This window comes from Tabrizicola sp. (assembly GCF_022842145.1).
In the GTDB taxonomy this organism is placed as follows: Bacteria; Pseudomonadota; Alphaproteobacteria; order Rhodobacterales; family Rhodobacteraceae; genus Tabrizicola.
The window spans coordinates 236118-260469 of the sequence record NZ_JALHQD010000004.1 but is presented as its reverse complement, the minus strand read 5'-3'; the positions used below and the strand labels follow the sequence as shown (position 1 = coordinate 260469).

Annotated in this window: 25 protein-coding genes; 17 read left to right on the top strand and 8 right to left on the bottom strand. The window is 64.8% G+C overall.

The features are described 5' to 3' along the window. Window positions 1–46: 46 nt before the first annotated feature. Genes Q0C42_RS12335 through Q0C42_RS12325 form a run of 3 tightly spaced genes read left to right on the top strand, consistent with a single transcriptional unit; the run spans window position 47 to window position 4662 of the window. Complete coding sequence (locus Q0C42_RS12335) at window positions 47–1135, top strand: ABC transporter permease (RefSeq protein WP_295076003.1); 1089 nt, start codon at window positions 47–49, stop codon at window positions 1133–1135. Between the two features lie 13 nt (window positions 1136–1148). Next, window positions 1149–2558, top strand: a complete 1410-nt coding sequence (locus Q0C42_RS12330) for an ABC transporter permease (protein ID WP_295076000.1) — start codon at window positions 1149–1151, stop codon at window positions 2556–2558. A 4-nt stretch (window positions 2559–2562) separates the two neighbouring features. Continuing rightward, window positions 2563–4662 carry an ABC transporter ATP-binding protein gene (locus Q0C42_RS12325; RefSeq protein ID WP_295075997.1) on the top strand — a complete coding sequence of 700 codons (2100 nt, stop codon included), beginning with the start codon at window positions 2563–2565 and terminating at the stop codon, window positions 4660–4662. Between the two features lie 30 nt (window positions 4663–4692). Here the strand turns inward: Q0C42_RS12325 and Q0C42_RS12320 are convergent, their stop codons facing one another. Further along, the gene (locus tag Q0C42_RS12320) at window positions 4693–5298 is read right to left on the bottom strand and encodes a lytic transglycosylase domain-containing protein (protein WP_295075994.1); all 606 of its coding nucleotides are present in this window, start codon (window positions 5296–5298) and stop codon (window positions 4693–4695) included. Window positions 5299–5494: 196 nt separating this feature from the next. On the opposite strand from Q0C42_RS12320, the gene ssb reads away from it, so the two are divergent. The 8 genes from ssb to Q0C42_RS12280 all read left to right on the top strand — a co-directional run bounded on the left by ssb (window position 5495) and on the right by Q0C42_RS12280 (window position 11416). Then, entirely contained in the window at window positions 5495–6028 is a 534-nt protein-coding gene (gene ssb, locus Q0C42_RS12315) for a single-stranded DNA-binding protein (RefSeq protein ID WP_295075991.1), read from the top strand. A 91-nt stretch (window positions 6029–6119) separates the two neighbouring features. Then, window positions 6120–6485, top strand: a complete 366-nt coding sequence (locus tag Q0C42_RS12310; RefSeq protein ID WP_295075988.1) for an SUF system Fe-S cluster assembly protein — start codon at window positions 6120–6122, stop codon at window positions 6483–6485. 158 nt (window positions 6486–6643) lie between these two features. After that, window positions 6644–7222: a hypothetical protein gene (locus tag Q0C42_RS12305; protein WP_295075985.1), complete on the top strand. Its 579-nt coding sequence runs from the start codon at window positions 6644–6646 to the stop codon at window positions 7220–7222. Continuing rightward, complete coding sequence (locus Q0C42_RS12300; RefSeq protein ID WP_295075981.1) at window positions 7219–8034, top strand: DUF3307 domain-containing protein; 816 nt, start codon at window positions 7219–7221, stop codon at window positions 8032–8034. The genes Q0C42_RS12305 and Q0C42_RS12300 overlap by 4 nt, the downstream gene beginning before the upstream one ends. Window positions 8035–8058: 24 nt before the next feature. Further along, a complete protein-coding gene (locus Q0C42_RS12295; RefSeq protein ID WP_295075978.1) occupies window positions 8059–8418 on the top strand; it encodes an iron-sulfur cluster assembly accessory protein in 360 nt (119 codons plus the stop codon). A 104-nt stretch (window positions 8419–8522) separates the two neighbouring features. Next, a complete protein-coding gene (gene tpiA, locus Q0C42_RS12290; protein ID WP_295075975.1) occupies window positions 8523–9266 on the top strand; it encodes a triose-phosphate isomerase in 744 nt (247 codons plus the stop codon). 60 nt (window positions 9267–9326) lie between these two features. Further along, on the top strand, window positions 9327–10244 hold the full coding sequence (locus tag Q0C42_RS12285) for a DMT family transporter (RefSeq protein ID WP_295075971.1): 918 nt from the start codon (window positions 9327–9329) through the stop codon (window positions 10242–10244). Continuing rightward, the gene (locus Q0C42_RS12280) at window positions 10241–11416 is read left to right on the top strand and encodes a cytochrome P450 (RefSeq protein ID WP_295075968.1); all 1176 of its coding nucleotides are present in this window, start codon (window positions 10241–10243) and stop codon (window positions 11414–11416) included. The genes Q0C42_RS12285 and Q0C42_RS12280 overlap by 4 nt, the downstream gene beginning before the upstream one ends. A gap of 40 nt (window positions 11417–11456) precedes the next feature. Here Q0C42_RS12280 and Q0C42_RS12275 read toward each other — a convergent pair whose 3' ends face one another. Then, a complete protein-coding gene (locus Q0C42_RS12275) occupies window positions 11457–11918 on the bottom strand; it encodes an Lrp/AsnC family transcriptional regulator (RefSeq protein WP_295075965.1) in 462 nt (153 codons plus the stop codon). 138 nt (window positions 11919–12056) lie between these two features. Here Q0C42_RS12275 and Q0C42_RS12270 point away from each other — a divergent pair, with 138 nt between their 5' ends. The 5 genes from Q0C42_RS12270 (at window position 12057) to Q0C42_RS12250 (ending at window position 16098) form a co-directional block, all read left to right on the top strand. After that, on the top strand, window positions 12057–12362 hold the full coding sequence (locus Q0C42_RS12270; protein ID WP_295075961.1) for a DUF2849 domain-containing protein: 306 nt from the start codon (window positions 12057–12059) through the stop codon (window positions 12360–12362). 8 nt (window positions 12363–12370) lie between these two features. Continuing rightward, complete coding sequence (locus Q0C42_RS12265; protein ID WP_295075959.1) at window positions 12371–14041, top strand: nitrite/sulfite reductase; 1671 nt, start codon at window positions 12371–12373, stop codon at window positions 14039–14041. Continuing rightward, window positions 14031–14810 (top strand): phosphoadenylyl-sulfate reductase, encoded by a 780-nt coding sequence (locus tag Q0C42_RS12260; protein ID WP_295075957.1) that lies wholly within the window; start codon window positions 14031–14033, stop codon window positions 14808–14810. Before Q0C42_RS12265 ends, Q0C42_RS12260 begins: the two co-directional genes overlap by 11 nt. Further along, complete coding sequence (locus tag Q0C42_RS12255; RefSeq protein WP_295075954.1) at window positions 14807–15211, top strand: DUF934 domain-containing protein; 405 nt, start codon at window positions 14807–14809, stop codon at window positions 15209–15211. The genes Q0C42_RS12260 and Q0C42_RS12255 overlap by 4 nt, the downstream gene beginning before the upstream one ends. Before the next feature lie 68 nt (window positions 15212–15279). Next, a complete protein-coding gene (locus Q0C42_RS12250) occupies window positions 15280–16098 on the top strand; it encodes a ferredoxin--NADP reductase (RefSeq protein WP_367115732.1) in 819 nt (272 codons plus the stop codon). Between the two features lie 200 nt (window positions 16099–16298). Here the strand turns inward: Q0C42_RS12250 and Q0C42_RS12245 are convergent, their stop codons facing one another. Then, complete coding sequence (locus Q0C42_RS12245) at window positions 16299–16784, bottom strand: hypothetical protein (protein ID WP_295075951.1); 486 nt, start codon at window positions 16782–16784, stop codon at window positions 16299–16301. A gap of 208 nt (window positions 16785–16992) precedes the next feature. On the opposite strand from Q0C42_RS12245, the gene infC reads away from it, so the two are divergent. Further along, a complete protein-coding gene (gene infC / locus Q0C42_RS12240) occupies window positions 16993–17532 on the top strand; it encodes a translation initiation factor IF-3 (RefSeq protein ID WP_367115736.1) in 540 nt (179 codons plus the stop codon). A gap of 52 nt (window positions 17533–17584) precedes the next feature. Here infC and Q0C42_RS12235 read toward each other — a convergent pair whose 3' ends face one another. The 5 genes from Q0C42_RS12235 to Q0C42_RS12215 form a co-directional block, all read right to left on the bottom strand. After that, window positions 17585–18586, bottom strand: a complete 1002-nt coding sequence (locus Q0C42_RS12235; RefSeq protein ID WP_295075945.1) for a molybdopterin-binding protein — start codon at window positions 18584–18586, stop codon at window positions 17585–17587. Then, window positions 18586–19572, bottom strand: a complete 987-nt coding sequence (locus Q0C42_RS12230; RefSeq protein ID WP_295075942.1) for an XdhC family protein — start codon at window positions 19570–19572, stop codon at window positions 18586–18588. The genes Q0C42_RS12235 and Q0C42_RS12230 overlap by 1 nt, the downstream gene beginning before the upstream one ends. Window positions 19573–19664: 92 nt before the next feature. Continuing rightward, window positions 19665–21980 (bottom strand): OmpA family protein, encoded by a 2316-nt coding sequence (locus Q0C42_RS12225; protein WP_295075939.1) that lies wholly within the window; start codon window positions 21978–21980, stop codon window positions 19665–19667. A 145-nt stretch (window positions 21981–22125) separates the two neighbouring features. Further along, window positions 22126–23376 (bottom strand): VWA domain-containing protein, encoded by a 1251-nt coding sequence (locus tag Q0C42_RS12220; RefSeq protein WP_295076321.1) that lies wholly within the window; start codon window positions 23374–23376, stop codon window positions 22126–22128. 64 nt (window positions 23377–23440) lie between these two features. Next, window positions 23441–24346, bottom strand: coding sequence for a MoxR family ATPase (locus Q0C42_RS12215; protein WP_295075936.1), 906 nt, complete (start codon window positions 24344–24346; stop codon window positions 23441–23443). Window positions 24347–24352 lie beyond the last annotated feature (6 nt).

Genomic DNA, 24352 nt, shown 5'->3' with positions numbered 1-24352 from the left:
TCGCGCCCCTTCCTGGGGGCTTTTACGAAAAATCGAGGGGACCGGCATGGGATTGTTCGTGCTGCGGCGTCTTGGGGTCATGCTGTTGACCGCCATCGCCCTGACCTTTGTGGTCTTCTATCTGACAAATCTCCAGCCCAACCTGGAAAAGCTTGCCCGAACCGAGGGCTCCGTCCGCATGACCGAAGAGGCCGTGCAGGACTGGATCGCGCAGAACGGCCACTCCGGCTCGGTCTTCATGCGCTATGGCCAGTGGCTGGGCGTGGTTCCCGGCTGGACCTACACCGACGAGAAGGGCCAGATGCGCGGCCGCTGCTTCGAGATCGGCCAGGATGCTGCCGCCGCCCCAAACTATTGCGGCCTGCTGCAAGGCAACTGGGGTTACTCGACGTTCTTCAAGACCCCCGTGATGGACTCGCTGGGCGAAAAGCTTGCCGCAACCGGCTGGCTGATGCTGGCGGTGATGCTGGTCATGGTTCCCACATCCCTGCTGCTGGGGGTGCTTTCGGGAATGCGCGAAGGTTCGGCGACCGACCGGACGCTTTCGACCTTCTCGATCGCTTCGACGGCCACACCGGAATATGTGTCGGGGGTCGTGCTGGTAGCACTCTTCGCGACCGCGGCGACCGGGCTGTCCCCGATCCTGGCCGAATACGGACTGATCGAGCCGAAAAAGACCCTGTTCCTTGCCTCTGCCACCTCGGCGATGGACGATATAACTTTCTGGAACTTTGCCCTGCCGGTTATGACCATCGCGCTTTATGGCATCGGCTACATCGCCCGCATGACCCGCGCGTCGATGACCGAGGTGATGACCCAACAGTACATCCGCACCGCCCGCCTGAAGGGTGTCCCCTTCCAAACGGTGGTCATGCGGCACGCCCTGCGGAACGCGTTGATCGCGCCATTCACCGTGATCATGCTGCAGTTCCCCTGGCTTCTGAACGGCGTCGTGATCGTGGAGAGCCTTTTCAACTACAAGGGCTTCGGCTGGACGCTGGTCCAGGCGGCCTCGAACAACGACATCCCGCTTCTTCTGGCCTGTTCGGTCGTGGCGGTGGTCGTCGTCCTCTTGACGCAGCTGATCTCGGACATCGGCTATGTCTTCCTGAATCCCCGCATCCGGCTGGCCTGAGGGAGGGCGCGTCATGGACCAACTGACCTGGACGGGATCGGCGGGGACGCTGCTGTTGCCCGTGTTCGAAATCGCAGTGCTGGCTCTTGTCTTGTCACTGGTGGCGAAGCTTGTCTTCGTACTTGCTGGCCTCGATGCGCCGTCCCTGCCGGGGCCGGACGGAACCACCACCGCCCGCTCGCCCGGCCTGCTGGCCAGCCTAGGCATCCGCTACAGCTTCTTTGCGGCGCTGGCGGCGATGGTTTGTACCCTGGCCGCCGGGGCCGTCATGCCGTCGCCGGTAGAGGCAGGCATCCTGGGCGCAATGGCCGTGCGCTTCTGGCCAGTGTGGCTGGCGTTGGCCGCGACCTTCATCCTGTCGATCCGCTTCCGCCGCAGGCTGGGGCTTTACGGCAAGCTCTTTGACTCGACTGTGGGCATGATCGGTTTTGCCATTGTTATGTTCTGGGTATTCACCGCGATCTTCGCCGACGTGATCATCACCCAGGATCCCTTTGCGCAGTTGTCCGGCCTGAAGAACAAGGTTCCCGGCATCGCCGCGCCGGAAAGCCCCTATGGCTGGTACCTTCTGGGCGGCGACCATCTGGCAAGGGACGTCTTCAGCCGCATGGTGATGGGCGCGCGTGAAGTGCTGAAGATCGCCCCAGCCGCGACGCTATTTGCCTTCATGGTCGGCATCACCCTTGGCCTTCCGGCGGGCTATTTCGGCGGCAAGCTGGACACTTTCATCTCGTTCCTTGCCAACCTCGTCCTCGCCTTCCCGGTCATCCTGTTGTTCTACCTGCTGGTCACGCCCGAGATCCGCGACACCGGCATCCCCATCGTCCTTGCCGCCCTTCTGTTCCTGTTCCCGATCATCTTCTTCAGCGTCCTTTGGAACAGCCGCTACTACACCAACCCGCCGCAGCGGAACCTCTATGTCGGCATCACGCTGGTCCTGGGGCTCTGGGCCTACTCCGGCCTGGCCTTCAACATGGACCCGCTCGGCGTCTGGTCGATGGAGCCGAACATGCTGAACGTCTTCGTCTCGGTCGTGTTCGTGAACTCGCCCGGCGTGTTCCGGATCGTCCGGGGTCTGGTGATGGACCTCAAGGCGCGCGACTACGTGGCGGCAGGCCAGACCCGGGGCGAAGGCCCCTGGTACATCATGCTGTGGGAGATCCTGCCCAACGCCCGCGGGCCCCTGATCGTGGACTTCTGCCTGCGCATCGGCTATACCACGATCCTTCTCGGGACACTTGGCTTCTTCGGCCTCGGCGTCTCACCGGACAGCCCGGACTGGGGCTCGACCATCGACGACGGGCGGAAGCTTCTCAACCTCTTCCCGCATCCCGCGCTTGCGCCAGCCCTAGCCCTCATGAGCCTTGTCCTCGGCCTGAACCTCCTCGCCGATGGCCTGCGCGAAGAAAGCCTGAAGGATTGATGCCATGACAGCCGTCGCCCCCGATACCGCCTGGGACCCGTCGCAGCCGATCCTGGAAATCGAGCATCTCTCGATTTCCTTCTTCACCCGCCTGCGGGAAATCCCGGCAGTTATGGACTTCTCCTGCACGGTGATGGCTGGCGAGGCGATGGGCCTTGTCGGCGAATCCGGGTGCGGCAAGTCCACGGTCGCGCTTGGGGTCATGCGCGAGCTTGGCAAGAACGGGCGCATCGTCGCAGGCTCGATCAAGTTCAAAGGCCGCGACCTGGCAAAGATGAGCGACGAAGAACTGCGCCACATCCGCGGCTCGGAAATCGCGATGATCTACCAAGAGCCGATGGCTTCGCTGAACCCGGCGATGAAGGTCGGCGCGCAATTGGCCGAGGTGCCGATGCTGCACTCCGGCATGTCGAAGGACGCAGCCTGGAAACTGGCGCGCGAGATCGTCGCCGACGTGCGCCTGCCGGACCCTGACCGGATCATCAACGCGTACCCGCACCAGCTTTCAGGCGGGCAGCAGCAGCGCATCGTCATCGCGATGGCGCTGATGGCAAAGCCCGCGCTGCTGATCCTGGATGAACCTACCACCGCGCTGGACGTGACGGTCGAGGCGGGGATCGTCGATCTGGTCAAGGAATTGGGCAAGAAGTACGGCACCTCGATGCTGTTCATCAGTCACAACCTTGGGCTGGTGATGGATGTCTGCGACCGGATCTGCGTGATGTACTCCGGCGAGGCCGTGGAAACCGGAAACGTCGTCGAAGTTTTCGACGAGATGCGCCATCCGTATACCCAGGCGCTCTTCCGCTCGATCCCGCTGCCGGGCGCCGACAAGAACGCGCGCCCCCTGATCAGCATTCCGGGCAACTTTCCCCTGCCCCATGAACGCCCACCCGGCTGCAACTTCGGTCCGCGCTGCGACTATTTCCAGAAGGGCCGCTGTGACGCCGCCGAAGTGCCGATGTACCCCGTCCCTGTTGGAGACCGGCACGCGACGCGCTGCTTCCGCTGGGAGGAGATCGACTGGAACGCTCCCCCTGCGAAGCGTGAGGTGAAGCAGAAGGCCGAGATCGGTCGCGTGGTCCTGAAGATGGAGGACCTGCGGAAGTATTACTCGGTTTCAGGCGGCGCCTTCGGGGGTGGTGCGAAGAAGGTGGTCAAGGCCAACGAGACGCTCAGCTTCGAGGCCCGCGAAGGCGAGACGCTGGCCATCGTCGGCGAATCCGGTTGCGGCAAGTCGACCTTCGCCAAGGTGTTGATGGGCTTGGAGACCGCGACCTCGGGATCGATCATGCTCTTCGATGAGAACGTGCAGTCGACCCCGATCCAGAAGCGCAATACCGACACCGTCAGCCAGGTCCAGATGGTGTTTCAGAACCCTTTCGACACGCTGAACCCGTCGATGAACGTGGGGCGCCAGATCATCCGTGCGCTGGAAATCTTCAAGCACGGCAAATCGGACGAGGAACGGCACCTGCGGATGCTTGAGCTGCTGGACCTCGTGAAGCTGCCCCGCGCCTTCGCGGAACGGATGCCGAGGCAGCTTTCCGGCGGACAGAAACAGCGCGTCGGGATTGCGCGGGCCTTTGCCGGTGGGGCGAAGGTGGTCGTGGCCGACGAACCGGTCTCGGCGCTGGACGTCAGCGTGCAGGCCGCGGTGACCGATCTCCTGATGGACATCCAGCGCGAGAACAAGACGACGCTCCTGTTCATCAGCCACGACCTTTCCATCGTCCGCTACCTGTCGGACCGGGTCATGGTCATGTACCTGGGTCACGTCGTGGAGATGGGCACGACCGATCAGGTCTTTGCACCGCCCTACCACCCCTACACCGAGGCGCTTCTGTCCGCCGTGCCCATCGCCGACACCAAGGTCATCCGCAAGCGGATCGTGCTGGAGGGCGACATTCCTTCGGCAATGAACCCGCCTCCGGGCTGCCCGTTCCAGACCCGATGCCGTTGGAAGTCCCAGGTTCCCGGAAATCTGTGCGAAACCGAGGTTCCGCCCGTGCAGGTGCTGGAGGGCGGACACCAGGTCAAATGCCACCTCAGCCGTGAGGTGCTGGCCCAGATGGAACCCGTGATCAAGGTGGCTGCAGAGTAACGTGCAGGGTGGGCGGTCGGCCCACCTTCCTTACCCGAGGATCGCTTTCACGTAGTTCTCGGTTTCGGCATAGGGCGGGATACCGTTGTAGGCCTCGACCGCGCCGGGGCCGGCGTTATAGGCGGCCAGTGCCAATTCCCAGGTGCCGAACTTGTCGAACATCATCCGCAGGTAGCGTGCCCCGCCTTCCAGATTTGCCTCGGGGTTCGAGATGTCGACGCCCAGGACTTCGGCCGTACCCGGCATCAGCTGGGCCAGCCCCGTGGCGCCCTTGGACGACACCGCCACCACGTTCCAGCCGCTTTCCTGCTGCACCAGCCGCAGGAACAGGTCTTCGGGCACGCCATGCTTGCGCGCGGCGGCCTTCGCAACCTCAAGATACTCACCCTTGTAGCTGCCGCGATAGGCCGGGATTCCTGCGGCTGCGGCCGTCTCCTCGCCCTTCTTGTACTTCGGCGTATGCTTGACCGAGCCGGAATACTGCTTCTTCAGCTTGCGGTCGATCAGATCGGACTGCGATTCGAAAAGTGCCGTGCGTGACTTGCTCGAGCCGCTGAGATTCAGCCCTTCGGCTGCAGCGGCACAAGGCCCGCAGACGATCAGGGCCGACACTGCAAGCTGGCAGAGGATCTTCATGCGGATCTTTACCTGTCCCACGCACCCTAGGGCGCAACCGGGCAGACTATAGCCGCTTCCCCCGGTTTTTCCAGAGGCCAAGCCCGCGGCATTCCGGACCTTGCCGACGGTCTGGTTGCAGCCGCGGGCAAGCACGGTATAGGTTTGTTGACCATCCGTGGCGAAGCTGCCCCGGACAGCTGCAAGGGAGATTCGCATGGCGGGGTCGGTCAACAAGGTAATCATCATCGGCAACCTCGGCCGGGATCCCGAGGTGCGCAGTTTCCAGAACGGCGGCAAGGTGGTGAACCTGCGCATCGCCACGTCGGAAACCTGGCGCGACAAGCAATCGGGCGAACGGAAGGAGCGGACCGAATGGCATTCGGTCGCGATCTTCAACGAAGGGCTGGCCAAGATCGCCGAGCAGTACCTGAAGAAGGGCAGCACGGTCTATATCGAGGGGTCGCTGGAAACCCGCAAATGGCAGGACCAGTCCGGCCAGGACAAGTACACGACGGAAATCGTGCTGCGTCCCTATAATGGCAACCTGACCCTTCTCGGCGGTCGTGGCGAAGGTGGCGGCACCGGCGGCGGCGGCTATGAGGACCGCGGCGGCTATGATGATGGTGGCCAAGCGGGCAGCCAGGGTGGCGGCTACGGCGGTGGCTCCGCATCTGGCGGCGGGCGCGGCGGCGCATCATCGGGCGGCGGCGGCGGCCGATCGGACATGGATGACGAGATCCCCTTCTGACCGCTGAACCCTATCCTTCCGGCGGCACTGGACCTTGACCCGGGCATTCCCTATATAATCGGTCAACAACCTTTGTCGCCGAGTGGAAATCATGCAGGACCAGACCGTGGGCCAGACCGAGGGCGCGCCGCTCATCAAGCCCTCGACCACCGACCATCCTCTGTATCCGCAGATCGTCGAAGCCTGTCGGACGGTCTACGATCCGGAAATTCCGGTGAACATCTATGACCTCGGCCTCGTCTACACGATCGAGATCGGTCAGGAGAACGAGGTCGAGATCACCATGACCCTGACTGCGCCCGGTTGCCCGGTCGCGGGCGAGATGCCGGGCTGGGTCGCCAATGCGGTCGAGCCCCTGCCCGGGGTCAAGCAGGTCGACGTCCAGATGACCTTCGATCCGCCCTGGGGCATGGACATGATGTCCGACGAAGCACGGCTTGAGCTCGGCTTCATGTAGCATCAAGCCTTATGACTTGATTACTGAATTTTAAAGCCCTATGACTTGATGCAAGGCACTTCAAGTCACAGGACCTTATGGCCCATTCTCAGATTGCTGTCCTAACCGGCGACCTCGTTCAGTCGTCCCGCCAACCCGCGGGCCGGATCGACAGCGCGATGCAAGCACTGCGCCAGGCTGCGGACCAGATTGCGACTTGGCGCTCTGATGGTCAGGACACCCGCTTCACCCGATTCCGTGGCGATGGCTGGCAGATCGTCCTCGCCGACGCAGCTCTGTCACTGCGCGCCGCAGTCGTCCTGCAGGGAACGCTTGGCGCGCTGGGCCTGGAAAGCCGCATCTCCATCGGGATCGGACCTGCGGAAAGCCTTGGCACGACTGACCTCTCCGATGCCGCCGGGCTGGCCTTCGAGCTTTCGGGCCAGGGGTTGGACAAGATGACAGACACCTCCCGCATCGCCATTGCGGGACATTCCGTAACCGACGCGGACGCGATGATCGCCGATCTTCTGGGCGAACGCATGGGCCGATGGACCGCCGCACAGGCCGAGGCCGCGGCAATGCAGCTTGCCACGCCCGACCGTATCGTCACCCAACAGGACATCGGCAGGACCCTCGGCATCAGCCCCCAGGCGGTGAACGACCGCGTAAGAGGTGCAGGTTCTGCAACCATTGCCTCCGTGTTGCGTCGGTGGGAAGCTCTCAGGCGCCGCGACAGCCGGGACCCTGCGCCATGACCGAAACCTTCATCGCTCTCCTCTTCGCGCATACCCTGGCCGACTTCGTCTTCCAGAATGACTGGATGGTCCGGAACAAGAGAAGCCCGCTCGCCCTTGGCCTGCATGCCCTGATCGTCGGCCTGACAGCCGTGATTGCCACGGGTACGCTTCACCCCGCGCTTCTGGCGCTTGCCCTGGTCCATATCGGCATTGACGTCGGAAAGCTGATCCTCAGCGCGGTCTGGAAGAAATCGGCGGGTTTCGGGCCGTTCATGATCGATCAGGCGCTGCATGTCGTCAGCCTGGTTGCCCTTGCCCTCTTGCAACCCGACCTTTGGGCGCAAGGCCTCTGGTCGCCCGGCGCGATCGTGACGGGCGACGACAGTGGCATCCTTGGGACCGGGCTCTGGGCCGACGACGCGACCCTGCCGATCAGCCAGCTTCCCACCCTCATGGTGCTGCTGACTGGCCTCCTCCTCGCCACCCGGGCCGGAGGTTTCGCGGTCGGTCTCTTGATGGAGCCCTTTTCCCCCCATCTGGGAAAGGGCGATGCCAGCAAAAGTCTTCCCGGCGCGGGCCGCGTCATCGGCTATCTTGAGCGTGGGCTCATCTTTGCCCTTGTCCTTTTCGGCCAGGCGCAGGGCGTGGGCCTCCTGATCGCCGCCAAATCCATCCTGCGCTTCGGGGCGGTCAAGGACGACCGGCGGCTGTCGGAATACGTGATCATCGGCACTCTGGCCTCGTTCGGCTGGGCGCTGATCGTCGCCTTTGCGACGCTTCATGCACTTGCTCTGCTCCCGCCGCTTGGAATTTCCCCCGATGCACCCTAGATTGGGGTCAAAGGAGCCCATCTCATGTTCGGCATTCCCGGAAAAGCCGCTGTCACTCTGACCCCAACCGCCACCCGCCAGATCGCGCGGCTGATGGCGCGTGAAGGCAGCCAAGGGCTGCGCATCGGCGTCAAGAAGGGCGGCTGCGCGGGGATGGAATATACGATGGACTACGTCACATCGGTCAACCCGCTGGACGAGGTCGTGGAACAGGATGGCGCGCGGGTGATGATCGCCCCGATGGCGCAGATGTTCCTGATCGGAACCGAAATCGACTATGAGATCGGCCTGATCGAAAGCGGCTTCAAGTTCCGCAACCCCAACGTGGTCGACGCTTGCGGTTGCGGCGAGTCGATCAAGTTCCGCGACGCCCCCGCCGCCTGACCCTGGCGTCGCCAGACTTTCCGACACATTGTTCTCGATCTGCCGTCTTTTCCTTTGCGCGCTGACACGCTAGGCGTGTGGCACGTCAAGAAGGAAATGCCGACATGAAGAAACTCGCCGCCGGAAACTGGAAGATGAACGGCACCAAGGCCTCGCTGGCCGAGGTTTCCGCCCTGCTCGCCGCCCATCCCGCCCCCGTTTGCGAGATGCTGCTCTGCCCGCCCGCCACGCTGATTGACCGCATGGCCGAGACTGCGAAAGGCACCACCCTCCTGGTCGGAGCGCAGGACAGCCACGCCAAACCCCAAGGCGCGCATACCGGTGATCTCTCGGTGGCCATGCTGAAGGATGCCGGTGCGACCCATGTGATCGTCGGCCATTCCGAGCGCCGCACCGACCACGGCGAGACCGATGACCTCGTCCGAGCAAAGGCGCAAGCGGTGGTGGACGCAGGCCTGATCGCCATCGTCTGCATCGGCGAGACCGAGGCCGAACGCGACGCGGGTCAGACGCTGGCCGTGATCGGCACCCAGCTTGACGGCTCGATCCCGCTGGGAGCGACCGCCACAAACGTCGTCGTCGCGTATGAGCCTGTCTGGGCCATCGGCACCGGACGCACCCCGACCCTCTCCGAAATTGCCGAAGTCCACAGCTTCCTGCGCGGTCGCCTGCGCGGGCTGGTCGGCGAAGAGGCCGCCGGCGTGCGCATCCTTTACGGCGGTTCGGTCAAGCCGTCGAATGCCACCGACATCTTCGCCGTGCCCCATGTCGACGGGGCGCTGGTCGGCGGAGCCAGCCTGAAGGCCGCCGATTTCGGGGCCATCGTCGCCGCTCTTTCCGCCGCCTGACGACGTTTCCCTGTCGCGGACAGGCCAGCCCTGTCCGCGCCCCCCGCCTAGGCTGCGCGCATGACCACACTTGACCCGACCGCCCGGCGGTCCCTCGTCGTCTCGAACCTCATCTGTCTGGCGTCGATGGTAACCTGGGCCGCGGGTCTTCCGGCGGCGGACCTCATCATTCCGCACATGCCCCCGGTGGCGCTGACGGCATGCCGCGCGCTTCTGGCAGCCGCGGTCCTGTTGCCGATCTGGTGGCTGGTCGAGGGCGGAAAGGTTGTCCTAGGCGCGAACTGGGTGAAAGGCGCCTGGGTCGGCTTCGTGACGCTGGGCCTGGCCTCGTTCTTCGTGATCATCGCGCTGCAGTACAACGACCCGGTGACGGTCGCCATCGTAAGCGCGATCATGCCGGTGATCGGTATCCTGCTGGAGTGCCTCGCCGATCACCGACCCTTCACCCGCGCGTTGGCTGTCGGACTGGTCCTGTCGGTCGCAGGCGGGCTGATCGCCGTCAGTGGTGCGGACGGAGAGGTCAGCTTCGGCATCGGCGTTCTTGCCGCCCTTGCCTCGGTCACCTTCTACACCTGGGGCTCACGCGAAACGGTGAAGGCGTTCCCGGAACTCACCCCGCTCGGCCGCAGCACGATCACCATCGCCGGGGGTGCCGCCGTCGCTACCATCGCCGCCTTGGCCGACGGAACCCTGCGCGGCCAATGGCCGGACTGGGCCGCGATCGGCTGGGTCGAATTCGGTGGCCTTGCCGCTTTTTCCATCGGTTCGATGGCCATCGCGCAGCTTCTGTGGATCGTCTCGGTCGGCCGGATCGGCATCGGGGCGGCCTCGATGCACATGAACGCCGTCCCGTTCTACGTGATGCTGATGGTCTTTGTGGCGGGCGGGCCCTGGAACTGGGCCCAGACGGTCGGGGCGGTCATCGTCGTCACCGGCGCCGCCATCGCCCAGGGCCTGATCGGTGGCAGGCGCTCATGAACGAATTGCAGCAATCCCCCACCGACCAGGCGTTCGTCCAGAATCCGTACCCGTTCTATGAACGCGCTCGCGCAGCCGGGCCGTTCTTCCACTGGACCGACTACAAACTTGTCTGCACCGGCAACGCCGCCGCCGTGAATGCCATCTTCCGCGACCGCCGCTTCGGCCGTGAGCCGGTGGAGCCCCTGCCCGTTCCGGCCCACCTCGCCCCCTTCTACGCGGTCGAGGCGCATTCCATGCTGGAGCTGGAGCCACCCCGCCACACCCGCCTCCGCACCCTAGTCCTGCGCGCCTTCACCTCGCGCCGGATCGCCGGCCTTGGCCCCGAGATCGCGGCCCTGGCGACCGAGCTTGCCGCAGCGATCCCGCCAGGGACAAGCGACCTGTTGGACAGCTTCGCCCGCCCTCTCCCCGTCCGCATCATCGCCCGGCTTCTTGGTGTGCCAGAGGAGATGGCGCCGGACCTTCTGCGCTGGTCCAACGCGATGGTCGGCATGTACATGGCGGGCCGGACCCGCGACATGGAGGACAAGGCCGTCGCCGCGACCGAAGCCTTCGTCGCCTTCCTCCGCGCCTACATCGACGAACGCCGCGCCCGTCCCGCCGACGACCTGATCACCCAGCTCATCGCCGCCGAGATGGAAGGCGACAAGCTGACCACCGACGAGCTGATCTCGACCTGCATCCTTTTGCTAAACGCGGGCCACGAAGCCACGGTCCATACCATCGGCAACGGCGTGAAGACGCTTTTGGAAACCCGGACGCCCCTGTCTGCCCTGGCCCCGGAGAACGTGGACTCCACGGTCGAGGAAATCCTGCGCTTCGACCCCGCGCTCCATATGTTCACCCGCCACGCCTACGAAGATATCGAGGTGATGGGCCACACCTTCCACCGCGGCGACCAGGTGGCGCTTCTCCTCGCGGCCGCCAACCGCGATCCCGGAGTCTGGGACGCACCGTACGATTTCCGTCCCAACCGCTCGGTGAATCCCCATGCCAGCTTCGGCGCGGGGCTGCATTTCTGCGTCGGCGCGCCGCTGGCCCGGCTGGAACTTCAGATCGCCCTGCCGATCCTGTTTCAGACCCACCCGAACCTGCGCCTCGCCAATGCGCCGCGCTACGCCGATGTCTACCACTTCCACGGCCTCGCCGCCTTGGATGTCACGCGCTAGGCCAGTCAAGGCCCAAGGATCGCCGCCGAAGGCTCCGCCCCTAAAGCGGCAGTACCGTCGTCGACTTGATCTCTTCCATGCTTAGAAGCGCCGTCACGTTGTAGATCCGCACCTCGGAAATCAGCGCCTGATAGAACGTGTCGTAGGCCCGCGCGTTCTTCACCCGCACCTTCAGAATATAGTCGATGTCCCCGGCCAGCCGGTGCGCCTCAAGCACTTCCGGGCGTTCCCGCAGGGCTTTCAGAAACTTCCGCTGCCACTCCGCCTCATGCTCGGATGTCCGGATCAGCACGAAGAAACAGGCCTCCAGCCCCAGCGCTTCCGGGTCCAGGATCGCCGTTGTCCGGGTGATCACCCCCTGCTCGCGCATCCGGCGGATCCGGTTCCACACCGGGGTCTTGGACGACCCCACTTTACGTGCGATTTCGTCCAGGCTTTGCTCGGCGTCTTGCTGCAGTTCGGACAGGATTTTCCGGTCCAGATCGTCCAGGGGGGCGGTCATTCCTCGATTACCCTTTCCGGCGGAACATGTGTTCGCGTGTGTGGCAGTATCGGAACACACATCCTTATCTGCAAGCACCCATAGCCCCCATTCGGGAAAATGTCCTATATTGGAACAGGAAATCCCGGGATAATCGCCATGAGCCGCCGCTTCACCCCCAAGGTCGTCACCGCCAATCGCCTGCGCGAGGGCGATGTCGTGTATCTCACCACCGATGACCGCTGGTCGCCTGTCCACCACGAGGCAGAATTGATCGAGGACGAGGCCCACGCCCAGATGCGTCTCCTTCATGCTGCGGCCCAGAAACTTCTTGTGGTCGGCGCCTATCTCGCCGATGCCAAGCCTGGGGCGAACGGCCCGGAGCCGACGCATTTCCGCGAAGAATTCCGCACCCGCGGCCCGTCGAACTACAACCACGGCAAGCAAGCCGACCTGGCCAGCTGAGAGCGCAGATGTACTCCTATTCCGACTTCGACGAAGCCTTCGTCCGCACCCGCGTGGCGCAGTTCACCAATCAGGTGGAACGCCGCCTCGACGGCTCCTTGACCGAGGATGAGTTCCGTCCGCTGCGGCTGATGAACGGGCTTTACCTGCAACTGCACGCCTACATGCTGCGCGTGGCGATCCCCTATGGCACGGTCAGCCCGCGCCAGATGCGCCAGCTTGCCTATATCGCCGACACCTGGGACAAGGGCTACGGCCACTTCACCACCCGGCAGAACATCCAGTTCAACTGGCCGAAACTGCCCGACGTGCCCGCGATCCTGCAGGCGCTGGCGGATGTCGAGATGCACGCCATCCAGACCTCGGGCAACTGCGTGCGGAACGTCACCGCCGACCACTTCGCTGGCGCCGCTGCCGACGAAATCGCCGATCCACGTCCCTACGCCGAACTTCTCCGCCAGTGGTCCACCGACCACCCGGAATTCCAGTTCCTGCCGCGCAAGTTCAAGATTGCCATCACCGGCGCGCCGAACGACCGCGCCGTGACCAAGGCGCACGACATCGGCCTGCGCATGGTCCGCAACGCGGCTGGCGAGCCGGGCTTTGAGGTCATGGTCGGTGGCGGCCTTGGCCGGACTCCGATGATCGGCGTGACTGTCCGCGACTTCCTACCGGAAGCCGATTTGCTGCCGTACGTCGAGGCCGTCCTCAGCGTCTACAACACGCTCGGCCGCCGCGACAACAAGTACAAGGCACGGATCAAGATCACCGTGCACGAGACCGGGGCCGAAGAAATCACCCGGATGATCGAAGCACGGTTCGCCGAGCTGCGTCCCCTCTTCGGCGGCAACGACCTGAAACTGCTGGCGGATATCAGTGAGGCCTTCGCGCCCCCCGCCTTCCGCAGCGCGCCGACCGACGCCTACGACGCCTTCTACAGCGCAGACCCCGTGTTCCGCGCCTGGTCCGATACCAACCTGACCGCCCACCGCAATTCGCAATACGTTATCGTCACGATCAGCCTGAAAGCGCATGGCGAAACCCCCGGCGATGCTTCCAGCGCGCAGATGCGCCTCATGGCTGACCTGGCCGAGAAGTACGGCCACGGCGACCTGCGCATCAGCCACGAACAGAACGTGATCCTGCCGCATGTCCACAAGTCGGACCTGCCGACTCTGCATGCGGCGCTGACGCAGGCCGGTCTCGGCACCGCCAATGTGGGCCTCCTCAGCGACATCATCGCCTGCCCCGGCATGGACTACTGCGCCCTTGCCACGGCTCGCTCGATCCCCGTCGCACAGGAACTCGCCACGCATTTCGAGGCGCTGAAGCTTGAACACGAAATCGGCCCGCTGAAGATCAAGATCTCTGGCTGCATCAACGCCTGCGGCCACCACCACGTCGGCCACATCGGAATCCTCGGCCTCGACCGTGCGGGGGTGGAGAACTACCAGATAACGCTTGGTGGCGACGGCACCGAAGATGCGGTGATCGGCGAAAAGACCGGACCGGGCTTTGCCTATACCGAGATCGTCCCCGCCATCGAACGCATCCTGCGCGCCTACCTCGACCTGCGGACGGAGCCGTCCGAGACCTTCCTCCAGGCGTACAAGCGCGTCGGGATGGAACCGTTCAAGGCCGCTCTCTACGAGGCCGAAGGCGAAAAAGATGCCGCGTGACGCCAGTCAGTTCGGGCGCCACGAAGGCCCGGTTGCCGAGCGTGTCGCGACGCTGAACGCGCGCTACAAGCATCATTCGGCAACGGCCGTGCTGGAGCATGCATTGAAGGACGACGACCTTGGCCAAGTGGCCCTCGTCTCGTCATTCGGGGCGGAGTCCGTCGTGCTGCTGCATCTCGTCTCCGTCATCGCACCCGAAACCCCGGTCCTATTCATCGACACCCGGATGCTGTTTCAGGAAACGCTGGACTACCAGCGCGACCTTGCCGAAAAACTGCACCTCTGCGACGTCCGGACCATTCGGGCAAACCCCGCACGGGTCAGTTTCGAGGACCCGGACGGCACGCTGCATCAGTTTTCGACCGACAGCTGCTGCAACGTCCGCAAAGTGGAACCGCTGGAACGGGCTCTGGCCCCCTTCGACGGCTGGATCACCGGCCGCAAGCGGTTCCAGAACACGGACCGCGAGGCGCTTCTGTTCTTCGAGAACGAGGGCGACCACCGGATCAAGGTCAACCCGCTTGCCCATTGGGGGCGCGAGGACCTGGAAGAATACCTGGTCGAAAACCGCCTGCCCCGGCATCCCCTAGTCGCAAAGGGCTACCCCTCGATCGGGTGCGCGCCTTGCACCAGCCCGGTGAAGCCAGGCGAAGACCCTCGCGCCGGTCGCTGGCGCGGGCAGGCGAAGACCGAATGCGGTATCCATTTCATCGACGGCAAGGCCGTGAAGGTCCAGACCGACCACAAATCAACGGAGAATGCGGCATGACCGTTACCGTCACCGACACAGGCTTCGGGCCGGCAACGCAGGCCGACATCGTGGCCCTGGCTGATCTGACGGACCAAACCGCCGTCGATCTGTCCAACACCGATGATCCGGCGGCACTGCAAGATCACCTTGACCGGCTGACCCTGATCCGTGTCGCCTTCCCCGCCTTCAACGACGGCCGCGCCTTCACCATCGCCCGCCGCTTGCGGGAAATGGGATACTCGGGCCAGCTTCTCGCCAAGGGTCCGGTGATCGCCGACCAGTATGCCATGCTCCGCCGCGTGGGCTTTGACGGGGCCGAGATCCCGGACGACCTCGCCGCGCGCCAGCCCGCCGATCAATGGCAGTTCCGCACAGTCGACTGGCAGCAGCATCACTATCAGGCCCGTCTGCGCGCCTAATTGAGCCAATTTTGCCGCAGAGCGAGGGCTTCCCTCGCGGCACACGCTCGCCTATGGAGGGCGAAACGATGAACGAGACCGTCCAGATGACCGCCCCCGCGAAACCTCACCTTCCCGACGCGCAGGTCGTCACCAGCGTGAAGCACTGGACGGACCGGCTCTTTTCCTTCCGCGTCGCGCGTCCCGCTACGCTGCGGTTCCGGTCGGGAGAGTTTGTCATGATCGGCCTGATGGGCGACACCGGCAAGCCGCTGCTCCGGGCCTATTCGATCGCTTCGCCAAGTTGGGATGAGGAACTGGAGTTCTACTCCATCAAGGTCCCGGACGGCCCGCTGACAAGCCGGCTCCAGCATATCCAGCCGGGCGACGAGATCATCCTGCGGCCCAAGCCTGTGGGGACGCTGGTGGTCGACGCCCTGCTTCCTGGCAAGCGGCTGTGGTTCTTGGCGACCGGTACCGGGCTTGCCCCGTTTGCCAGCCTGATGCGCGATCCCGAAGTCTACGAGAAGTTCGACCAGGTCATCATGATGCACACCTGCCGCGAAGTGGCTGAGCTGGAGTATGGTCGTCAGCTTGTCGAGGGGCTGGAGACCGACCCGCTGATCGGCGAGATGGTGCAGGGCAAGCTGCGCTACTATCCGACGACAACGCGCGAGCCCTTCCATCACATGGGGCGGGTGACGGACAACCTTGCCTCGGGCAAAGTCTTCGCCGACCTCGATTTGCCGAAGATGAACCCCGAGGAAGACCGGGCGATGGTCTGCGGAAGCCTCGCTTTCAACGTCGATGTGAAGACGATCCTGGAGGGGTTCGGACTGCGTGAGGGGGCGAATTCGGACCCCAAGGAATTCGTCGTCGAGAAGGCTTTCGTCGGGGACGGGATCTGATCCACCACGGCGGTGCAATCTGGATTATTCAATCTTGTCAGGTAAATGCCGGATCATGTTAAGGTCGCGTTAACCTTTGGAAGTCGCAGGCCGCGGGAGTAATCCTCGCGGCCATTTGCATTTCCGCGGCACGTCACAGCGTAAAGAAAAAGGCCGCAGGAATCCTCTGCGGCCTTCGCTTTCGGCCGGATACCGAAAGATTACATTCCCAGTGCGGTCTTGACCTGGGCGATGGTGTCGGCGACCAGCGCAGGGTTGGCGCGGGCGGCTTCTACGGCGGTCTTCAGCGTCGCCTTGGTCGCATCGTCAAGCGCCGAGCCGTCGATCAGGGCGACCACAGCGTCTGCGTTGAAGTTGGCCGGATCCAGAGCGGCGGCAGCTGCGTCGGTTGCAGCGGTAGCGGCTTCAGTCGCAGCTTCGGTGGTTGCGGCGGCAGCGTCGGTCGCGGCTTCGGTGGTCGCGGCGGCAGCAGCGGCAGCTTCGTCAGCGGCCTTCTGTGCGGCGGCGGCGGCCTCTTCAGCAGCCTTGGCGGCAGCTTCTTCAGCGGCTTTGGCGTCAGCCTCGGCCTGTACAGCAGCAGCAGCAGCTTGCTCCGCAGCTTCCTGAGCCGGCTTGTAGCTGAACTGGTAGTAGCCGCCAGCTGCCAAGAGGACGACGATGGCACCGATGATAACGGTTCTGTTCATGTTTAATACTCCCATGACCGGAGCTAGCGCCCGGATGGCGGTCATATGGCACCTCGCCCGCCGAATGAAAAGGGTGCCGCACTGCAGCACGGGGAAAAACGCCGGAATCTTGCGGAAAACTGGAACTCTGGGAGGCCAGCCGGGTTGCAGATGTGGGCGCCGGGGTCTAGATTGCCGCCGCACATTGAACCATCAAAGGACGACTACCATAGCCCGCAGACCGCACAATGCCCCGCCGCAACGCGAAACCGGTCCCCGCATCAATGACCGCATTCGCGCTCCGGAGATCCGCCTGATCGGCGCGGATGGCGAAAACGTCGGGGTGGTGACCCCCGCCCGCGCGATGCAGATGGCCGAGGAAGCCGGACTTGACCTGGTGGAAATCTCGCCGACCGCGGTTCCGCCGGTCTGCAAGATCATGGACTTCGGCAAGTTCAAGTATGAGACGCAGAAGCGCGAGGCCGAGGCCCGCAAGAAGCAGAAGATCATCGAGATCAAGGAAATCAAGTTCCGCCCGGGGACCGACATCCATGACTATGAAGTCAAGATGCGGTCCGTCTTCAAGTTCCTGGACGAGGGTGACAAGGTGAAGATCACCCTGCGCTTCCGGGGTCGGGAAATGGCGCACCAGGACCTGGGTCTTGAGCTTCTTAAGCGGGTCGAGGCGGATGTTGCCGAGGTGGGCAAGATCGAAAGCTTCCCGCGGCTTGAAGGTCGCCAGATGGTGATGATGATCGGCCCCAAGTAAGGCCAGCCCAGTTCGACCTGGACCTGTGCGGGGGCAATCTGCCCCCGCTTTTTCATTCCGGTTTCGCCTCACGCAGGCGTCCACGCGTCGGGATTTCCTTCAATAGCCCGCCCACGCCCATCCCGGCGATATCCGCGCTGGTGACGGCGACACCGCAAATCAGCCGCTCCATCACCCAATCCGCACCGTTCAGCGCGGGGCTGCGGGCGCAACCGGGCAGGCCGATGACCGGTGTGCCATTCAGGTTGCCAATAAACAGCAGGTTGCCGGGATCGACCGGCATCCCGAACCGCTCGATGTGCCCCCCTGCCTTTCGCACCGCACTTGGCGCAACGTCGTGCGGGTCCGAAGTAGCCGAAGCCGTCAGGATCAGGATCAGTTCGGCATCCGTAACTTCCGCCAGAACTGCCGCCAGATCAGCCTCCCGGTGCGGGCTATGGAGATGGCTGCAAAGCCCGGCGCCCAGAGCGGCCAGCCGCTGGGTTATCGCATCGACTCCCAAGGTCTTTGCCGTGGTTTCGGCATGGGTTTCGACCAGCGCGACGCGGCGCAACCGGGTGGGCCGCAGGCGAAGCGCCTCCGCCCCCACATCACAGGCAGCGCGGACAGAGCTTTCCGCAACCCCGTAGGCGATGATCTTGGCTGTGGCGACCATTTCACCGGCACCGACGCGCTGCCAGCGGGGAACGGTGGCCAGGGTGACCATCGGGTCCACGGCGTTCAGCGCATTCACCCGGTCGGCATCGACCTCGACCACGCCGGCCGCGCGGGCGTGCAAGTTGACGCGGCCAGTGCCCACCGGGCGGAGGTCAAGGCCCGCAACCACCGTGTCGGGGACAAGAGCCCGGGCAATGGCAAGCGCAGCGGCGTCTTCATGCAGGTCTTCCGGGTCCAGACGGGCGGCAATGACCTCGGTCCTGCCCGACGCCTGAAGCAAAGCGATCTCGCGCGGGCCAAGGGTGCAGCCTTTGCGAAGGCGGCCGTCGGACAGGGCGACGGAATGGGCCAGGATAGCGCCTTCGGCCTGCGACAGGGGAAGCGGACCGAAGCGCATTACTTGCGCAGGGTTTCGGTGATCTGGGCCATGACGCTGACCGCGATTTCCGCGGGCGTCTTGGCGCCAATGTCCAGACCGACGGGCGCGTGGATCTTGGCGATCTGGTCGGGGGTAAAACCCTCGGCGGTCAACCGGTCGACGCGCTTGGCGTGGGTGCGGGTGGACCCGAGGCAGCCAAGGTAGAAGGCCGGCGAGTTGAGCGCCACGCGGATGGCGGGGTCGTCAAGCTTGGGGTCGTGGGTCAGCGTCACGATGGCGGTCCGGGCGTCCGGTTCCAACGCCGCAAGGGCCTCATCAGGCCAATCCTCCAGGATCGTCTCGCCGGGGAACCGCTCGGCCGAGCCGAAGGCCGCGCGGGGGTCGATGAGGGTCGGGGCGTAGCCGCAGGTGCGAGCGATCTGGAGAAGGGGCTGGGCGATGTGGACGGCGCCGACCACGATCAGGCGCAGGGGGGGATTGTGGATGGCGATGAAGCGGCCGTCCTCTTCCATACCCGAGCGGTCGGATTTGAAGCGGGCGTCGGCGGCCGGGTCGTCGCCGGGCGTTATAAAGCGTCTTTCCCAGGTGGCCTGCGTGGTCGCGATCGCCGCCGCGCGGGGGGCTGCGCGGGCGTCTACAAGGTCGGAGAGCATGGTTTCGGGCAGCGCCTCGGCACCGTGGCCCACCGGTTCGACGAGGACGCGGATCGTGCCTCCGCAGGCGAGGCCCGCGGCAAAGGCAGTCTCATCGGTGACGCCGAAGGTCAGGACGCGGGACTTGCCGTCCTGAAGGGCGTCCAGCGCCTCGGTGATCACGGCGCTTTCGACACAGCCGCCGGAGACAGAGCCGAGCATCTCACCATCACCAGAGATAGCGAGTTGGCTGCCGGCCTGGCGCGGGGCGGAGCCCCAGGTCTCGATCACGGTGGCGAGGGCGGCGCCTTTGCCGGCGCGGTGCCAGGCGAGGGCTGCTTCGGGGATCTGGTCATGCACGGCGCGGGTCATGGGGGGAGTATGCGTCCGTGCGAGGACCGATGCCACCAAAATGAAGCGCCGCGGGGGATGCCCGCGGCGCGACTTTGGTATGGGGTGCTGGGTTAGCCGCGCGAGGCGGTCCGCAGCAGCGGTGTGATCACCCGGACCTCGACCCGGCGGTTGCGGGCCTCGCTTTCCGCGGTGTCGATCAGCAGTTCCGTCTCGCCGTAGCCCTGGACGACCATGTTCTCCGGCGGGATGTCGAAGTACTCGGTCAGGGCCAGCGCAACCGATTCCGCGCGGCGGTCAGAGAGGGCGAGGTTCATCGCCGCCTTGCCGGTCGCATCGGTGTGGCCTTCGATCAGGAAGACCTCGCGCGGGTTCTCGTCCAGCAGTTCCTGCATGACGCGGCCAAGGTCGGCCAGGTCACGCGCCTCTTCCGCCGGGATCGCGGCAGAGCCGGAGGCGAAGGTCACCGGTTCCACGTCGATCGTGGCAGCGAGCGCCCGCACTTCCGGGATCTCGCGGATCTGGCGGAGCGAGAATTTGCGGCCCGCCTTCTCGGCTTCCAGGGCTGCAAGCTCACGCTTCAGGGCGGCGTCGTCGTCCTTGGACGAGATCACGATCCGCCGTTCAGGGCGCGGCAGGTCGCGGATCACCACGACTTCCTCTTCTGCGAGGTCGTCGAAGAGGACGAGCTCGCGGCCAAGGTCGTCATAGGTCGCCCGGCGCAGGACGCGGCCGGTCGCATCGCGGATGGTAACCACCTGCGTGCCGTCGGCACGTTCCACGATGGTCCGGGTCGAACCGTCACGGAAGGTTTCCGTCCGAACGGTCGAACCGGGACGGCGGATCACGGTGTCATCGTCCTTCAGCACCCGGTAGGTGCCGTCGGGCTGCAGCACGATCACGCGGTCACCGGTATTGGACACGACCCGGCTTTCGCCCGGTCCCATCGTCGATACGGTGGTATCCGTCGCGGCGGCTTCCCGGTTGTTCTTGATGATCGCGCCGACGGCGAGCGCACCAAGGACCAGAAGACCGGCCTTTTCAAGATCGGAGAAACCGCTCTTCCTGCCATCGCCAAGGGCCGTGGGGGCCGCAGCGAATTCTTCGGAGGAGGTCCGGGCAGTTTCCTCGGTGATCGTCTCGGTCGTCTCGGCCACCAGATTGGCCGGGTCGGCTTCGACGATCTCGGTCGCGGCATCGTCTTCCGCAGGTGCAGCGGCCACCAGTTCAGCTGCTGCCAGAGTCGACGGATTGATGGCCAGCGGATCGGCCGTCAGAAGCTGGGTCAGGCTTTCAACCTCGGTCTCCGAGACCTGAGGCGCTTCGACCGGTTCGACTTCAACAGCCGGATCGGGTTCGGCAACCACAAGGCCAGCGGCCGGGTCGACGACTTCACCACCTTCGGTGATTTCAAGTTCGGCCTCTGCTTCGGCGACGGCTTCTGCAGCGACGGCGGGATCGACGGGCTCGCCGGTGTTCGGGTCGACGGCTGCTTCTGTCTCGACCGTCCCCTCGACCGCAGGCTCTTCAGCCACCGGCTCTTCGGTTACAGCTTCTTCGGCAACAGGCTCTTCAGCAACAGGCTCTTCCGCGACTGGTTCTTCCGCTACAGGTTCTTCCGCGACGGGTTCCTCGGCCACAGGCTCTTCGGCGACCGGTTCTTCAACAACGGGTTCTTCCGCGACCGGCTCTTCAGCCACCGGTTCCTCAGCTACGGGTTCCTCAACCACTGGCTCTTCGGCCACCGGTTCTTCAGCCACCGGCTCTTCGGCAACAGGTTCCTCGGCCACAGGTTCTTCCACCACCGGTTCTTCGGCGGGGGCTTCCTCGACTGCGGGTTCTTCCGCGGGTGCGGCCTCTTCAGCAGCAGCAGCCTCGGCGGCGGCAGCATCTTCGGCAGCCCGAGCAGCGGCTTCGGCTTCAGCAGCAGCCTGAGCAGCCGCCTCGGCAGCGGCCTGTTCTTCGGCCGCACGTGCAGCCGCAGCTTCTGCTTCTACCTGTGCCGCAGCTTCCGCTTCGGCAGCGGCCGTTGCTGCAGCGGCGGCGGCGTCAGCTTCGGCCTGAGCCGCAGCCTGCGCGTCGGCTTCTGCGGCGGCGGCGGCCTCGGCGGTGGCGGCGGCTTCAGCATCGGCCTGAACCTTTGCTTCGGCTTCGACTTGTGCCGCAGCCTCGGCGGCGGCGGCCTCTTCGGCAGCGGCAGCCGCAGCGGCTTCCGCTTCTACAGCGGCGGCGGCGGCGGCATCGGCTTCCATCTGCGCGATGATCGCTTCAAGGTCGCAGGCCGCATCGGCGGTCGGCACGCACAGCACTGCGCCGTCATTGCCGGTGACCGAGCCGTCCTCGTTCAGTACCTGGGCGAAGCCCGGCACTGTGCCCAGGGGGCTCATCGCCACCGAAAGGGCCGTGGTGGATACCAGAAGTCTTCTCATGTACCAGTCCTCATTCTGATGGGCTCAGGAATAACGGATATGAATTCATCCGGTTCCTCGTGGCCCTATACGCTTAACTAGGGGCATGGGTTGCTGATATGCGATATCACCGACTTGCAAAGCCATAACCTTGCCGGCGACCCGCCTAGTTGCGGATCATTGCCAAGAGCCGATCGCGTTCGCCGTGGTCCGAGGGTTCCGAGATCGCGCGGCCAAGGGCTTCCAGCGAGGCGATGGAATGCCCGGCGCGGAAACTGTCGACATGCGGCAGGACCGCGCGAATGCCTTGCGCCTTGGGGGCAAAGCCGGTCCAGCGCAGCAGCGGATTGAGCCAGATCAGGCGGCGACAGGACAGGTGCAGGCGTTCGGTTTCCCTGGACAGCAGGTCGGCATCGTCCCGGTCAAGCCCGTCGGTGATCAGAAGAACCACCGCCCCCTGCCCCAGCACGCGCCGCGACCAGTCGCGGTTGAAGGCGTGAAGCGATTGGCCGATGCGCGTGCCCCCGGACCAGTCCTGTGCCTCGGACCCGGCGGCGCGGAGGGCGGCGTCAACGTCGCGGGCGCGCAGGTGTCTTGTGATGTTGGTGAGCCGGGTGCCGAAGGTGAAGGCGTGGACGCGGGCCCAGCCCTGACCTTTGCGGTTGGCGACGGCGTGGACGAAGTGAAGGACCATGCGGGAATAATCGGCCATCGAACCGGAGATGTCGCACAGGACGACGAGGTTCGGCCAACGGGTCACCGGCGCCTTGTGGATCAGCCTGGTCATCTCGCCGCCATGGCGCAGGGCGTCGCGCAGGGTGCGACGGGCGTCGATCCTTGCAGTCAGGGTGCTTGGCGCCGTGCGGCGGGTCTTCAGGGGCTGCACCGGGAGGGTAAGCTTTGCCAGCATGCGCTTGGCGGCTGCGATCTCGTCGGTGGACATCTGTTCAAAGTCGAGAGTCTTGAGACGTTCTTCGCCGGACATGGTGGAGGAGGCGTCGATCTCGATCTGCTCGCCTTCCGCGTCGTCCTTCGGGGGCGGGGGAAGCTGGCCGTCCAGCAGCGCCTCGGCCGCGCGCTTTTCGGCGGCTTCTGCACGGCGATCCTCCTGCACGCCATGCACCTGCGGCAGCATCAGCGACATCATGTGGTCCAGATAGCGCGGGTCGCGCCAGAAGAGGCGGAAGACCTGGGCGAAGGTGGAGCGTTCCTCGGGGCGGGAGACGAAGATGGCTTGCAGGGTAAAGTAGAAATCCTCGCGCCGGTCAAAACCTGCGGCGGCGACGGCGTTCACGGCGTCAAGCGTGCGGCCAGGGCCGATGGGGAGGCCCGCCTTGCGCAGCGCGCGGGCGAAATGGGCGATGTTATGGGCGAGCTTGCCGTCTTCGGGGATGTCGAGGGGCGTGTAGGTGGCCATCGTCGGAGCGAGGGGTTTCACACCCCTCGCGCTCCCCGTGGGATATTTGCGGACAGATGAATGGTCATGCCGGGATCAGTTCGCGTTTGACCTCGTCCAGGAGGCGCTTGGCCTCGAGGCCCTGCAGTTTCTGGATGTCGTCCTGGTATTTCAGGATCGCGCCCAGGGTGTCGGAGATGACTTCCGGGGACAGGGCAATGACGTCGAGGGCGAGAAGGCACTTGGCCCAGTCGATGGTTTCGGCCACGCCGGGGCGTTTGAAGAGGTCCTCGCGGCGGAGTTTCTGGACGAAGGCGACGACTTCGCGGGAAAGCTGGGAGTGGGCTTCGGAGGCGCGGGAGTTCAGGATGGCGAGTTCACGGTCGAAGGTGGGGTAGTCGACCCAGTGGTAAAGGCAGCGGCGTTTCAGGGCGTCATGCACCTCGCGCGTGCGGTTCGAGGTGAGGATGACGATGGGGGGTTCGGGGGCCTTGATGGTGCCCAGCTCCGGGATGGTGACCTGGAAGTCGGAGAGGGCTTCGAGGAGGAAGGCCTCGAACGGCTCGTCGGTGCGGTCGATCTCGTCGATGAGGAGGACGGGCGCGCCGCCGGGTTGCGGGCGCATGGCGGCGAGGAGCGGTCGTTCGATGAGGTAGTCTTCGGTGAAAAGTGCAGTCTTCAACTGATCGCGGTCCGATGTGCCCTCTGCCGTGCGGATTGCGATCATCTGGGCGGCGAAGTTCCATTCGGCGACGGCGGAGGCCGCGTCGAGGCCTTCGTAGCATTGCAGGCGGATCAGGCGCCGACCGAGGGCGGCGGCGAGGGTCTTGGCGATCTCGGTCTTGCCGGTGCCGGCCTCGCCTTCGAGGAACAGGGGGCGGCCGAGTTTCAGGGATAGGAAGACCACGGTGGCCAGCGCGCGGGAGGCGACGTAGCCCTGACCGGCGAGCATGGTTTCGACGGCGTCGATGCTTTGCGGGATCTGGGTCACGGGGCC